General features: G+C 60.7%; 11 protein-coding genes and 1 pseudogene. 9 read left to right on the forward strand and 3 right to left on the reverse strand.

Translation table 11 applies throughout. The features are described from left to right. Positions 1-152: 152 nt before the first annotated feature. Together IAI51_RS02160 and IAI51_RS02165 are read left to right on the forward strand one after the other, a co-directional pair. A complete protein-coding gene (locus IAI51_RS02160; RefSeq protein ID WP_187676979.1) occupies positions 153-1,103 on the forward strand; it encodes a GlxA family transcriptional regulator in 951 nt (316 codons plus the stop codon). 90 nt (positions 1,104-1,193) lie between these two features. Continuing rightward, complete coding sequence (locus IAI51_RS02165; protein ID WP_187676980.1) at positions 1,194-2,663, forward strand: ATP-binding protein; 1,470 nt, start codon at positions 1,194-1,196, stop codon at positions 2,661-2,663. On the opposite strand, the gene IAI51_RS02170 is transcribed toward IAI51_RS02165, so the two are convergent. Then, complete coding sequence (locus IAI51_RS02170) at positions 2,628-5,438, reverse strand: ATP-binding protein (RefSeq protein WP_187676981.1); 2,811 nt, start codon at positions 5,436-5,438, stop codon at positions 2,628-2,630. The two genes, IAI51_RS02165 and IAI51_RS02170, sit on opposite strands and share 36 nt — an antisense overlap. A gap of 357 nt (positions 5,439-5,795) precedes the next feature. Between IAI51_RS02170 and IAI51_RS02175 the strand changes: the two are divergent. Beyond that, positions 5,796-6,364: pseudogene (locus IAI51_RS02175) on the forward strand (flavodoxin family protein). Between the two features lie 23 nt (positions 6,365-6,387). Here IAI51_RS02175 and IAI51_RS02180 read toward each other — a convergent pair. Next, complete coding sequence (locus tag IAI51_RS02180) at positions 6,388-6,843, reverse strand: helix-turn-helix domain-containing protein (protein ID WP_187676982.1); 456 nt, start codon at positions 6,841-6,843, stop codon at positions 6,388-6,390. Positions 6,844-7,097: 254 nt separating this feature from the next. Here IAI51_RS02180 and IAI51_RS02185 point away from each other — a divergent pair, with 254 nt between their 5' ends. The 6 genes from IAI51_RS02185 (at position 7,098) to ycaC (ending at position 12,874) form a co-directional block, all read left to right on the forward strand. Further along, positions 7,098-8,090: an MBL fold metallo-hydrolase gene (locus tag IAI51_RS02185; protein WP_187676983.1), complete on the forward strand. Its 993-nt coding sequence runs from the start codon at positions 7,098-7,100 to the stop codon at positions 8,088-8,090. A gap of 54 nt (positions 8,091-8,144) precedes the next feature. Then, positions 8,145-9,068 (forward strand): LysR family transcriptional regulator, encoded by a 924-nt coding sequence (locus IAI51_RS02190; protein ID WP_187676984.1) that lies wholly within the window; start codon positions 8,145-8,147, stop codon positions 9,066-9,068. A gap of 208 nt (positions 9,069-9,276) precedes the next feature. Then, a complete protein-coding gene (locus IAI51_RS02195; protein ID WP_187676985.1) occupies positions 9,277-9,693 on the forward strand; it encodes a DoxX family protein in 417 nt (138 codons plus the stop codon). Further along, the gene (locus IAI51_RS02200; protein WP_187676986.1) at positions 9,686-10,312 is read left to right on the forward strand and encodes an antibiotic biosynthesis monooxygenase; all 627 of its coding nucleotides are present in this window, start codon (positions 9,686-9,688) and stop codon (positions 10,310-10,312) included. Before IAI51_RS02195 ends, IAI51_RS02200 begins: the two co-directional genes overlap by 8 nt. Positions 10,313-10,342: 30 nt before the next feature. Next, positions 10,343-12,181, forward strand: a complete 1,839-nt coding sequence (locus IAI51_RS02205; RefSeq protein ID WP_187676987.1) for an amidohydrolase — start codon at positions 10,343-10,345, stop codon at positions 12,179-12,181. 69 nt (positions 12,182-12,250) lie between these two features. Next, the gene (gene ycaC, locus IAI51_RS02210; protein WP_187676988.1) at positions 12,251-12,874 is read left to right on the forward strand and encodes an isochorismate family cysteine hydrolase YcaC; all 624 of its coding nucleotides are present in this window, start codon (positions 12,251-12,253) and stop codon (positions 12,872-12,874) included. A 208-nt stretch (positions 12,875-13,082) separates the two neighbouring features. Here ycaC and IAI51_RS02215 read toward each other — a convergent pair whose 3' ends face one another. Continuing rightward, on the reverse strand, positions 13,083-14,510 hold the full coding sequence (locus IAI51_RS02215) for a mechanosensitive ion channel family protein (RefSeq protein ID WP_187676989.1): 1,428 nt from the start codon (positions 14,508-14,510) through the stop codon (positions 13,083-13,085). Positions 14,511-14,553: the final 43 nt, after the last annotated feature.

The raw sequence follows: 14,553 nt of genomic DNA on the forward strand, positions 1-14,553 counted from the left end.
AATAAGTAGATGAAAATTGAAATACTGTCCTGTTTTGGTTGACAGTTGTGTGCGGTCGATCACGTATTTTTTTCCGACGACTGCGCCGCAGTTGGCCATAATGCTCAGCCTGTCTTGTCCGTTTACCTTTCTTTATCAGTGATGTTTACCTCATGAAAACCGTGGCAATGGTGTTGTTCCCCGACTTTCTTCTGCTCGATATGGCTGGGCCGCTGGAGGTGTTTTCGGTGGCCAATCGCTATTTGAAACCGGAGTTGCACTATCAACTGACCACTCTTGGCACCGAGCGCGGCCCGTTGCGGGCATCCAATGGTGTGCTGGTACACACCGACCGGCATATAGAAGACGCCCCTGAGCGCTACGATTTGCTGCTGGTGCCGGGAGGGCCAGGGGCTTACAACGAAAGACACCCGGCGCTGCTTGCCTGGCTGAAAGCAGCCGTACCCTGTGCCGAGCGATACGGTTCGATCTGCACTGGCGCCTTCGTACTCGGACATGCGGGGTTGCTCGACGGCTATCGGGTGACTACCCACTGGAACTACACCGAACGCCTGATCAAGGCTTTTCCGAAGGCTAGCGTCGCAACCGATCAGATTTTCATCGAGGATCGCAATCTCATCACCTCAGGCGGGGTCACGGCCGGCATCGACATGGCGCTGGCATTGGTCGCCCAGGATCACGGCAAGAAGCTGGCCCAGGACGTCGCCAAAGTGTTGCTGGTGGTGATGAAGCGTCAGGGCGGACAGGCTCAGTTCAGCCCTTTGATGGCAGCGGTCGCCCCTCTGGAAACACCGGTCACCCGAGTACAGAATTACGTGCTGGAGCACCTCGACGAAGCTTTCAGCGTCGAGCGCATGGCTGGGTTGGCCAACATGAGCGCGCGGCACTTTGCGCGGATTTTTGCCCGCGACATCAATATGACACCCATGGAGTTCCTGCAAAGTGCACGCATCGACTGCGCACGAAATCTGCTGGAAACCAGTGATCTGCCTTTGAAAACCGTGGCCTACAAGAGCGGTTTTGGCAGTGTGCGGCACATGCGCCTGTTGTTCGCTGAAAAACTCGGCCTGACCCCCGTGCAGTACCGCGAACAGTTCAGCTAGAGCGGTTCTGTCCGTTACGCGCACCCGGATGTCCGTGATGCGCCCTGTACGGAGGTTGTGCCGTCATCGCAGGCTGCCAAGATAGTTGGCATGAACAGCCTCAACGATTTGAACCAGGCGACCGTGCTGCATTTCGGCCCCTACGCCTTTCATCTGCGCCAACGGCTGATCCTCGAAGGGGATCGGCCACTGCGCATGGGCGGGCGTGCGCTGGACATTCTGCAGGTGCTGGTCGAGCGCGCAGGTCGAGTGGTCAGAAAGGAAGAGTTGATTGCGCGGGTCTGGCCCACCTCGGTGGTTGAGGAGATCAATCTTCGCGTACACATCGCTGCCCTGCGACGGGCCCTCGGTGATGGTGAAAACGGCCAACGCTACATCGTCAACGTGCCGCAATGCGGCTACTGTTTCGTTGCTGCGGTGCACGGCGACAGTACCGCGCAAGTGGCCCTGGAAAACCTCCAGGCACCGCAACACAACTTGCCTGTGCGGCTGACGCCGGTCACCGGTCGCGACTCAGTGGTGGGCTCGATGGTGCGGCAATTGCCGCTGTGCCGGTTGATGACCGTGACGGGGCCTGCGGGTGTCGGTAAAACCACGGTGGCGTTGCGCGCTGCGGAATTGCTGTTACAGCACTTTCGTGACGGGGTATGGCTGGTGGATCTGGCGGTAGTCAACGACGCTACGCCACTGCTCGATCATCTGTTGCAAACCCTTGATACCGATCTTGTCACGCTGTCTGCCCGCCACACATTGTTGGTGCTGGACAACTGCGAGCACCTGCGCGAAGCCTGCAAGGCTTTGGTTGAACGTTTATTGGAGGCCGCGCCAAGGCTGTCGATTTTCGCCACCAGTCGTGAAGCATTACAGGCCAGTCTGGAGACGGTGCAGATCCTGCCGCCGCTGGTCATTCCAAAATCCTCGGCGTTGAGCAGTGTCGAGGAGACCATGGGCTATTCGGCAGTGCAGTTGTTTGTCAGTCGTGCCCGTGCCCGGCAGCAGGGTTTTACCCTGCGCGAACAAGATCTCCATGCCGTGCGTGACATCTGTCGACGACTCGACGGGCTGCCGTTGGCGATTGAACTGGCGGCGGCGCACATCGATGCGTTGGCGATGGTCGGGTTGCAGTCACAGCTCGACAATTGTTTGCAATTGCTCAGTCATGGCCGGCGTACGGCCGTGCCCCGCCATCAAACCTTGAAAGCTGCGCTGGACTGGAGTTATCAGCACCTGAACGATCAGGAACAACGGGTACTGCAACGCCTGTCAGTGTTCAAAATGGCGTTTGCCATTGATGCCGCGATGGGGGTGATCAGTTGTGCGCAATTACCACCGTCGACGCTGGCCTTGATAATTGAGCGGTTGGCGCAGAAGTCCTTGCTGACGGTGGAGCGGGGCAGTGCCGGGGTGCGCTATCGCATGCTCAACACGACCCGTCGTTATGCCCGCGAGCAACTGGAGCGCAGTGGTGAGTCCAACGACTACGTGCGCCGGCATGCGCGCCACGTCAGTCGCAGTCGTTTGGCTTCAGGTTCGCAGTTGACCGCCCAACTCGTCGAGTAACACGCGCACCTTGCGCAAGTCCGGGGTCGCGTAGCCTTCGGTGAAGCGTTGGTATATCGGACTCAACAGGTCCAGCGCTTCGCGATAGCGGTTCTGCCGTTGCCACAGTTGGGCCAGCGATGTGGCACTGCGCAATTCCCAGGCCAGAGCGCCTTGGGTTTGAGCGATCAACAGCGCTTGGCGCAATACATCTTCTGCTTGCTGAGTGTTGTTGGTTTTAGGGCAACCCGATTCTTCATTCAACAATCGATCCGCCCGAGCGCGCAAAATTTCTGCCGCGCTCCAGCCTGCTGCACCGCTCTGTGCCCGTTCAAGCAACGCATCATCAACAAAGCCACTGTCCAGCGTCACCATGATTTCCCTGATCAGGCCGCTGTCATCGGTTGGCATCGGCGCGGCGGTATCGGCGTCGATGACCTGCGCGTAGTGCCGTGCCCATCGATAGAACAGCAGTACCGAATGCTTCTGTGCCTGCTCCAGCAACAGATTCAGCAAAGCACGGGCGTTTTGCTGGTCTCCGTTGTAATGAGCGATCAGGCAACTGGCCAACGCCAGGGTGTAGCAGATCGAGGTGCCGTGATTGATTTGCACGGCGATGTCCAGTGCCTGCCGTGCCGTACGCCAGGCTTGTTCCGGGAAGCCTTGCAGCCATAACACCCGGGCGAGCACCGTCAATGAGGCGACGCTTTGGTCGTACTGCACGCCGAAGCCATGGGTGAAGCGGTTGAGATTACCGCTTTGCGCCATGCGCTGAATCACTTGCTCTGCATGCAGGCGCGCCTGCGGCTGGTCGCCGGCGTAATGCAGCGCCAATACTCGCAAACGATGCGTGCTCAGCGACAGTAGCGGATCGCCGTGCACGCCGAGTCGATCGAACTGTTCGCTCTGTTCCAGCGCCAGTCGATAGTGGCCACAGCTGAGGTTGACCGCCATGTGCCCGGACACCGCGCGCAGTTGCCCGGCTACATCGTCAAGTTCCTGCGCCAGCGCGTGGGCGTCGACGAAGGCCGCGATGGTTTCCGGGGTGCCGCCCCAGGTGTGGTAGCAGGCGCTGCCGAGCGCCAGTTTCAAGGCGATTTTCACCCGAGGGCAAGCCTCATCAGCGTTTTCGAGCAGGGCCAGCGCCTGACGCACGTAACCGCCGTACTCCTTGAGCAGCGACAACTCTTGCCACAGCGGCGCCGAGGTCGCGGCCAGATAAATCCCTACATCATTGGGGCCGACACCGTTCAGGCTCCAGTCCAGCGCCGCGCGCAAGTCTTCCAGGCCGCGTGCATAACGCTCGATCCAGAGGTCGGTTGGGGTGTTTTCCCAATCGGTCTGCCCCTGATACATAAGTGCCAGGCAGCGTTCAGCGTGGCGTTCGCGGGTTTCGGCGAGTTCGGCGCACTGGTCGAGCTTTTCCAGGGCATAACGGCGCGTGGTATCGAGTAGCCGGTAGAACACCTCTTCATCACCGACTTCGACGTTGAGCAACGACTTGGCGACCAGTTGCGTGATCGAGCCAAACACTTCGCCGGGCTTGATGTGCTGGCCACCGATCACGGCAGCGGCGGACTCCAGCGTGAAGCCGCCACGAAACACGCCGAGTCGGCGCAGGCAAGTCTGTTCGCAATCGGTGAGCAGGTTGAAGCTCCAGTCCAGCGTGGCACGCAGAGTGAGATGACGCTCCACACTGCTTTGATTGCCGGCGGCCAATGCCGGCAAGCGGCCCTGCAACTGGCTCAACAAACCGTTGAGACCCAGTTCGGCGACCTGTGCCGCCGCCAGCTCCAGCGCCAGCGGAATTCCGTCCAGACGACGGCAGATTTCAATGGCATCGGGCAACTCGGCGTCACTGAGTTCGAAGCCCTCGTGAGCCGCCATTGCGCGTTCGGCAAACAGTTGCAGTGCAGAAAAACTCAACGCCTGTACGCGATCAAGCACGGCAATCGGCGGCGGGTAATCAAGGGACTCAAGACGCTGCACATACTCGCCTTCGGCACGCAGGCTCTCGCGGCTGGTGGCCAGAATGTGGACCTGTGGCGCACCGCGCAAAATGCTCTCGCCGATCAGCGCCACGGCGGCGATCAGGTGTTCGCAATTGTCGATCACCAGCAGCATCTGGCGCTGGCGCAGGGCGTTGACCAGACTGGTCAGCGGCTCGTTGTCATGCAGTAGCACATCAAGCAGGGCCGCCAGGTGCGAGCAGATCATTCGCGCGTCGTTGATGGGCGACAGATCCAGCAGCCGAATACCGTCCCGATAGTGGCCGATCATCTGTTCGGCAACGCGCAGGGCCACGGTGGTTTTACCGATACCGCCGGGGCCGACCAGCGTGATGCAGCGCTGGCGCGGCAACTGCCTGATCAGGCTGTCGACCAGCGGCTGCCGGCCGATCATTCGCGTGCGGCGCAGCGGCAGGTTATGCCGCGTGCCGGTCTCGGCGCAGGTGGGTTGGTCGATCAATTGCAGCACGAGCGGTGCGACAAAACTGTAGCCGCGCTGTGCCACGGTGACGATGTATCGCTGTCCGGCCTGACCATCGCCGAGTGCTTTGCGCAGGGCCGCCATGTGAACCCGCAGGTTGATGTCTTCCACGACGCTGTCCGGCCAGACCCCGGCGATCAATTGCTGCTTGCTCACGACTTCGCCGGCATGCGCCAGCAGGATCAGCAGAATGTCCATGGCGCGTCGGCCCAGGCGCAACGGCTGGTCGCCCTCAAGCACCAGCCGTTGTCCAGGATGAATCCGATAGGGGCCGAAACCGATGGCCTGATTCGGGGAAAGACTCAACCGCTCACTCCTGCGAAATTCTTGTCATCCTGCCCCAGGCTTGTGAAGCCTCCGTGAAGGGCAGGGCGGATCAGGGCGTCAGTTGCACGCAAGCCTTCTAATCCGCAGTTTGCGGACATATTCCTCAGGTTCTGGCGCCAGTGCAACGTGCAGATTGCCGTCAACACTCGAAACGCTATGGCGTAACTTCCGTTTTTACACACTGCAATGCCCAAATCACCGCTCTGCGCCACGGACAATTAACAACGATTAACTCGTCTGCGTCCGCTCCAGCCTCAAAACTCCGATCAAACAAGTTCAACCTCAGGCACAGACCTGATGGCTGCAATGGAATGCACTCGTCCGGAGGACGGCGCAATGAGCAACGTGGTGGTGGTCTATCACAGCGGCTATGGCCACACACGCGTCATGGCGAAGCCGTAGCGCAGGGCGTCGAACGGCACCTGGGCAGTACCTGTCGGTTGGTCGCGGTAGAAGAAGTCGAACGCTATTGGGATGAGTTGCACCGCGCCGATGCGATCATCTTCGGCGCGCCGACCTACATGGGTAGCGCGTCGGCGGGCTTCAAGCATTTCATGGAGGCCAGCGCGGCGTTCTATCTGGCCAAACCGTGGCGCGACAAGGTCGCTGCGGGGTTCACCAATTCCGGCAGTCTGTGCGGCGACAAGCTCAATACGTTGCTGCAAATGGCGGTGTTCGCCGCGCAACATTCGATGATATGGGTTGGCCTCGATTTGCTCCCGGCGCGCTCGGCGGCCGGGTGCTTTGATGGGCAATTGAACCGTCTGGGCAGCTCGCTCGGTGCGATGTCCCAATCCAATGTCGAACAGACGCCCGAGCAGGCGCCGCCGCTCGAAGACCGGCGTACGGCGGCCCATCTGGGTGAGCGGGTGGCACAAGTGGCGCAGCGGTTGAGGCACAAGTGAGGAAGTGGCGATAGGATCGGCGCCTACACTGCAAGGCGCATGCCGGCAGACGCTGGCGAAGGTTGCGATCTTTTGAGCTTCATATCCGGCACTTCACGACAGCGCCAGGCAAACGGGCTGATCCCTTCGCTACGGGTGAAGATGTGGCAAAAGTGCGCCTGATCACAGAAACCGCATTCCAGGCTGATCTGCGTCAGGCTCAAGTGGGTGTGCTGGATCAACAGCTTGGCGCGGGCGATGCGCTGAGTCCGGATCCAGTCCTGTGGCGAGAGCCCGGTACTGCACTTGAACGCTCGGGAAAAATGACTGCGTGACAACGAACATGCCTCTGCCAGTTCGGTGACCTCCAGGCTTTCACCCAGGCGATCGAGGATCAACTGTTTGACCCGCCGTTCGCGCTGTGGACTGAGGCCGCCGATGCGCGGTGTGCGGGATTCGCTGGCGGGGGCGAGGGCGACTGTTTGTTGTAAGTGAGCCATGGCCAATGTCCGTGTCGGGGGAGGGGACGCACGCTGGGTGCTTTCCCCTCTGGTCAAGAAAACAATGTTTCGCAGTGGGTTTCATTGTTGGACGGGGCCGGAGGACTGACGAGTTAAACGTTGTTAATTGCGCCGCAAAACTTTGAACTCAGCACATCGCTGCAAGTCGGCGACGGGGCGGATCGGCGAGGATGACGACTAATAAGAGGCACACGTTCGGTGCCGTCGAAGATCGATCAAGCAAGGGGACTCGCATGACAGGTTCGTTGCACGCTGCATTGGGCACACTCGGTTTGGCACTCGCCTTGGCGGCCGGTAGTGCTGTGGCACAAGCGCCGCAGGTCGGTACGCAGGCGCCCGGTTACTTCCGTTTGGCGTTGGGCGACTATGAAGTGACCGCGCTGTTCGACGGCTACAACGATCTGTCGCCCAAACTGCTTCAGGGCATGAGTCAGGGACAGATCCGTGCATTGCTCGCTCGCCGTTCGATTGAAACCCCGGGTGTGCAAACGGCGTTCAACGCGTTTCTGGTCAACACCGGCAAACAGTTGATCCTGGTCGACACGGGCGCCGGGCAGTGCATTGGCGCGACTGCCGGCCAGCTCTCGGCGAACATGCAGGCAGCGGGCTACAAACCGGAACAGGTCGATACCATCCTGCTGACCCATCTGCATCTGGATCACGTTTGCGGATTAGTCGACGCTCAGCAAAAACCGATTTTCGCCAACGCCACGGTGTATGCGGCCAAGGCTGAAGCTGACTATTGGCTCGATCCGCAGGCCTTGGCCAAGGCACCGGCCGGGGCGAAAGAGTTCTTCAAAATCGCTCAGGATTCCACGGCGCCCTACGTGGCCGCCGGCCGCTTCAAAACCTTCACGCCGGGCCAGTCACCCTTGCCGGGCGTGGTTGAGGCGCAACTTGAAAGCGGGCACACGCCAGGCAGCACCACTTACCGATTTACCTCGCAGAACCAGAGCATCGTGTTCATGGGCGATCTGGTGCACAACCTTGCCGTGCAGTTCGAACACCCTGAAGTGTCGATCAGTTTTGACGTCAACAGTCAGCAGGCCATCAAAAGCCGTAACGCCGTGTTCAGCGCTGCTGCCGCCAGCAAAACCTGGGTGACCGCTGCGCACCTGCCGTTTCCGGGGATCGGTCACGTCACCGCCATCGACCAGCATTTCCAATGGGTGCCGGTGGAATACGGCCCTTATAAACGCGCGGCCAAAGTACCGTTGATCGAGTAAAGTAAGGCGCTTTCGCATGACTGAACAAGACCTCCAGGCAAGGAACACGAGCCCATGAACCGTAACGATCTGCGTCGCGTCGACATGAACCTGCTGGTGATTTTCGAAGCACTGATGTTCGAAAAGAACCTGACCCGCGTCGCTGAAAAACTGTTCATGGGCCAACCCGCCGTGAGCGCGGCGCTCGGCCGTTTGCGGGATCTGTTCGATGATCCGTTGCTGTTGCGCAACGGTCGCGGCATGGAGCCGACCGCCCGCGCCCTGGCGATTCTCAAAGAGCTGCAACCGGCAATGGACGTTATTTCCGGGGCGGTCAGCCGGGCCAAGGAATTCGAACCGGCGAGCAGTTGCGAGGTGTTTCGCATTGGTCTGTCGGATGACGCCGAATTCGGTCTGTTTCCGCCGCTGCTTCGCCAACTTCAGGAGGAAGCGCCGGGGATTGTGGTCGTGGTACGCCGCGCCAACTATTTGCTGATGCCGGCGCTGCTGGCCTCCGGAGAAATCTCGGTTGGCGTCAGCTACACCACCGATCTGCCGGCCAACGCCAAACGCAAGAAGCTGCGCGACATTCCCTGCAAAGTCCTGCGCGGCGACGACCGTCCGGGGCCGCTGACGCTGGACGAATACTGCGAACGGCCGCACGCGATGGTGTCGTTCTCCGGTGACTTGAGCGGCAACATCGATCTGGATCTGGCCAAGCTTGGCCGTTGCCGTCGCGTGGTGCTTGGCGTGCCGCAGTTCAGCGGCTTGCGCGCTTTGCTGGCGGGCACCGAAATGATCGCCACGGTGCCGGATTACGCCGCCTGTGCGCTGGTTGAAGGCTGCGCCCTGCGCGCCGAAGACCCACCGTTCCCGATTGAGGCGGCGCAATTGTCGATGGCCTGGAGCGGGGTGCATGACAACGACCCGGCGGAGAAGTGGTTGCGCTCGCGGATCAGCCAGTTCATGTCGGCATCGCTGGATATTCCGCCAGCCTGAAGAAAAAACGTAAATCCCCTGTGGGAGCGAGCCTGCTCGCGATGGCGCCCGGTCAGTCGACTTCAATGTTGAATGACACACCGCTATCGCGAGCAGGCTCGCTCCCACATTGGTTTTAGGTGACTGAAAGAAAGAGAGCACATCCATCCAATTTCTCCCCGCCCCGCATTGGCATTATTCAGGTCAATGACATTTAAAGGGTCGGGTCATGAATGCTTTGCAACGAGACGAACGGGCGCGCGACCTCGGTTTACTGTTTTTACGGGGCAGCGGTGGATTGTTTCTGCTGTGGGTACACGGCTTGCCCAAGCTGCTGGACTTTACGGCCCAACTGCAACTCATCGAAGACCCGTTCCACCTCGGCGCCCACCTCACCCTGATTCTGGCGATCTTTGCCGAAGTCCTCTGCCCGCTACTGATCGTCGCCGGAGTGCTGGCGCGATTGGCGTGCTTGCCTATTCTGTTTGTGCTGCTGGTGGCGATGCTGGTCGTGCATCCGCAATGGAGTGTGGCCGAGGGGCAGTTCGGCTGGCTGCTGTTGATCCTGTTTGCCACTGTGTTTATCGCCGGGCCGGGACGGCTGGCGCTCAATGTTCGTTTACCCGGAGTACTGCGTTATGCCTGAAGTCCTTAGTCAAAAAGCACCGGGGGCCGATGAGACCGTCACGCTGATCGTCAAGCACCGGGTCAAGGCCGGTTTTGAAGCAGCCTATGAAGCCTGGTTGCGCAATATCGTACGGGTGGCGGGGCAGCGCGAAGGGCACTTGGGCGTCGACGTGGTGCGCGGCAAGCGCGCCGGCCTCGATACCTACACGTGCGTGCTGCGCTTTTGCTCGACCGAGGCGATGCAATTGTGGCTGGAGTCACCGCAGCGTCAGGCCCTGGTCGATGAAGCCGCTCCGATGCTCGCTGATGGCGACCAGACTGAGGTCGCCCCGGTCAATGAATTCTGGTTCGCGCCGCTGGCCGATGCCGCCTCGCCGCCACCGCGCTGGAAGCAGGCGGTGGTCACCTTGCTGGTGATTTTTCCGCACACCCTGCTGGTGCCGCTGATCTGGGGGCCGCTGCTCGGGTTGCACCCACTGCTTTCCAACTACGTGATTGCCACGTTCCTGATCACCCTGACCATCGTGTTGTCGGTGGTGTACGTGTTCATGCCGCCCGTGACCCGTTTGTTTGCGCCCTGGCTGGAAGCCGGTCAGGCCCATACACACGTCGAATCCACAGAACACCCGTCACGCTGAAACCATTCATTTTTTGTCGAAGGAACTGCGATGAACGCCGATCTGATTCTCTTCAATGGCCAATTTCATACCGTAGACCGCACTAAACCACTGGCCAGTGCCGTGGCGATCAAGGACGGCCGTTTCGTGGTCGTCGGTAACGACACCCAAGCCATGGCCCTGCGCGGTTCGTCCACGCAAGTGATCGACATGCACGGCCGCTGCGTCATCCCCGGTCTCAACGACTCGCACTTGCACCTGATCCGTGGCGGTTTGAACTACAACCTCGAACTGCGCTGGGAGGGCGTACCGTCGCTGGCCGATGCGCTGCGCATGCTTAAGGAGCAGGCCGACCGCACACCGACCCCGCAGTGGGTGCGCGTGGTCGGCGGCTGGAACGAATTCCAGTTCGCCGAAAAACGCATGCCGACCCTCGAAGAACTCAACCAGGCCGCGCCGGACACGCCAGTGTTCGTCCTGCACCTGTACGACCGTGCGCTGCTCAACCGCGCCGCATTGCGCGTGGCCGGTTACACCCGTGACACGCCGAACCCGCCGGGTGGCGAGATCGTCCGTGATGCCAATGGCAACCCGACCGGCATGCTGGTGGCCAAACCCAACGCGATGATTCTCTACTCGACGCTGGCCAAGGGGCCGAAGCTGCCGCTGGAGTATCAGGTCAACTCGACTCGCCAGTTCATGCGCGAACTCAATCGCCTCGGCCTGACCAGCGCGATCGATGCCGGCGGTGGTTTCCAGAACTACCCGGACGATTACCAGGTGATCGAGCAATTGGCCAAAGATGACCAGTTGACCGTGCGTATCGCCTACAACCTGTTCACCCAGAAGCCGAAAGAAGAGCTGACCGATTTCCAGAACTGGACCGGCAGCGTCAAGTTGCACCAGGGCGACGACTTCCTGCGCCACAACGGCGCCGGCGAGATGCTGGTGTTCTCGGCAGCGGATTTCGAAGACTTCCTCGAACCGCGCCCGGACCTGCCGCAAACCATGGAGCAGGAGCTGGAACCGGTGGTGCGCCATCTGGTTGAACAGCGCTGGCCGTTCCGTCTGCACGCCACGTACAACGAATCGATCAGCCGCATGCTCGACGTGTTCGAGAAGGTCAACCGTGACATTCCGTTCAACGGTCTGCCGTGGTTCTTCGACCACGCTGAAACCATCACCCCGCAGAACATCGAACGGGTGAAAGCGCTGGGCGGTGGCATCGCGATTCAGGATCGCATGGCGTTCCAGGGCGAGTACTTCGTCGACCGTTACGGCGCGAAAGCCGCTGAAGCCACGCCGCCGATCAAACGCATGCTCGCCGAAGGTGTGCCGGTCGGCGCAGGCACCGACGCCACGCGGGTTTCCAGCTACAACCCGTGGACGTCGCTGTACTGGATGGTCAGCGGCCGCACGGTCGGTGGTCTGGCGCTGTACGAAGAAGGTTTGCCGCGCACCACCGCGCTGGAATTGTTCACCCACGGCAGTGCCTGGTTCTCGTCCGAGCAGGGCAAGAAAGGCCAGATCAAAGTCGGGCAACTGGCAGATCTGGCGGCGCTGAGCGCGGACTTCTTCCACGTCGAAGAAGAAGCCATCAAGTGGATCGAGTCCGTACTGACCGTGGTTGGCGGCAAGATCGTTTACGCCGCGGGCTACTTCCAGGATCTCGGGCCAGCCAGCGTGCCGGTGCTGCCGGACTGGTCGCCAGTGGCAAAAGTCCCGGGCCACTGGCGCCAGAACGCGCCGATGCAGGCTCAGGTGCACCAATGCGTCGGCGCGTGCGCCGTGCACTCGCACAGCCATGAAAAGGCGCGCCTGTCGAATGCCCCGGTCAGCGATTTCGCCGGTTTCTGGGGTGCGTTCGGCTGTTCCTGCTTCGCCTTCTGATTCTTACCCAAAAGCGCCGGCCTCGACGGTCGGCGCTTCACGCAACAACCATCCACCCAGGAGTTTCCCATGAGCGTTCCATACAAGCGTCTGAACAAAGATGATGCGGTTGTGCTGCTGGTCGATCACCAGACCGGTCTGATCTCGCTGGTACAGGATTTCTCGCCAAACGAATTCAAGAACAACGTGCTGGCACTGGGCGACATCGCCAAGTTCTTCAAGCTGCCAACCATCCTCACCACCAGTTTCGACGCAGGCCCGAACGGCCCGATCGTACCTGAGCTGCTTGAGCAGTTTCCGGACGCGCCGTTCATTCAGCGTCCAGGCCAGATCAACGCCTGGGACAACGAAGACTTCGTCAAAGCCATCAAGGCTACCGGTCGCAAGCAACTGATCATCGCCGGTGTGGTGACTGACGTGTGCGTGGCATTCCCGACGCTGTCGGCCATCGCTGAAGGTTTCGAAGTGTTCGTGGTGACCGATTCTTCCGGCACCTTCAACACCACCGTGCAACAAGCGGCGTGGGCACGCATGTCGGCGGCCGGTGCTCATCTGATGAACTGGTTCGCTGTGGCTTGCGAGCTGCAGGGTGACTGGCGCAACGACATGGAAGGCCTGGCGCATCTGCTCTCGGAACGCCTGCCGAACTACCGCAACCTGATCAACAGCTACACCAAGTTCACGGCCCAGTAATCGATCGCGCCAGAAAAGCCCCTCACCCTAGCCCTCTCCCCGAGGGAGAGGGGACTGACCGAGGGGTTCTTTCGAGTTGCACCGACCTGAGCGATCGAGTCGATCTCCGGTCTTGAAAAGCTTGAAGATCAGCTCCCTTTCCCCCTCGCCCCCCTTGGGGGAGAGGGTTGGGGTGAGGGGGTAAGCTCTTGATCTTAAAATCTTCGCATCAGCGCTTTTGCAGCCAACCGAGAAACCCGCCTTTCCTCACCACCACCGGTTTAACCATCAACGCGAGGCGACTGTTCTGCTGCCGCACCGCCTGCAACTTGTTCAACGCCCGACCAACCTCAGCGCGCTGCTCCATGCATTCGCGCGTGAGGGTCTTGTCGAGACGGTAGATGATCGAAGACGTCAGCGCCGTAAACGTAGCCTGCGACGGGGTATCCGCCAGAATGCTTTGCTCGCCCATGACCTCACTCGGCCCCATGCGCCCGGCCTCGGTCTGGCTGGCGCCATCCGGCACCGTTGCGCTGACCACTCCGGTGGCAATCACGAACAGACTGTCCGGCACTTCATCCAGATCCAGCACCACTTGGCCCGCGCTGTACTGCTGCGCGACCATCGATTCGGCGAGACGATCACGTTCGTCGGCACTCAGCGAGCGGAAGATTTTCACTTCATCGAGCAACGCGCGGGCGCGGGTCGACGGCTCGATCACGCCGTCCGGATGCCGCGAAATCCCGGCGGCTTCCAAGTGGCGGTGTGCGAGGTCGAAGAGTTGATTGCGCACTTCGCTTTTCTTGCCCAGTTCGGCGATAAACCCGCTGGCCACGTATTCGGACATTTCTTCGCCGGCCTCTTTCAACACCACTTTCGGCGCCGGGCTCAGCAGCAGGCTGCTACTGCCTTGCAGCGTCCGGTCGAGGGCGTCGAGCACGCGGCGTGGGCGGATGTGGTTCGGCACTTTGATGCTGATCGACACGCCATGCATGTTATTCGGCCGGCTAAGGTTGACGATCTTGGCCTTGGCCGCCACCGAGTTCGGCACCACGGCCATGGTGCCGGCGCTGGTCAGCAGGTGCGTGGCGCGCCAATCGATGTCGAGCACTTTGCCCTCGACGCCGTCGATCACCACGAAGTCGTCCACTTGATACGGCTTGGTGGTGTTCAGAACGATCCCGGAAAACACATCGGCCAAGGTGCTTTGCAGTGCCAGACCGACGACGATTGCGAACACACCGGACGTCGCCAGCAAGCCTTTGACCGGCAGCTCCAGCACGTAGCCGGCCGCAGCGACGATGGCCACCAGAAACACCAGCGCACCGATGACGTCCTGCAACAAGCGACCGCTGTGGCCGATGCGCCGCATCAGGATCAGGCCGATGACTTCGGTAAGGACGCGCGCGGCGTACAACCACCAGATAATGCCCAGCGCGGTTGCACCGAGTTGCGCGACCTGGTCATCGGCAAACTGCGGCGCCTGCAAAGGGCTGACACCGGCGTTGATCACCAGCGCGGTGAACGCCAGAAACAGCACCAGCCGCACACCCACGCGCGGCGCGCGATGTGTGAAGGGGGCGAGGTGCCAGAGCAGGCCATCGAGCACCAGCAACACGGCACTCCAGGACAGCAGGTGAGCAAGCATGAAGTTCATGGGAGCGCTTCCACAAAAAAGCCCTTCCCCATACATCGCTGCG

Source organism: Pseudomonas sp. N40(2020), from assembly GCF_014472415.1.
Lineage (GTDB): Bacteria > Pseudomonadota > Gammaproteobacteria > Pseudomonadales > Pseudomonadaceae > Aquipseudomonas.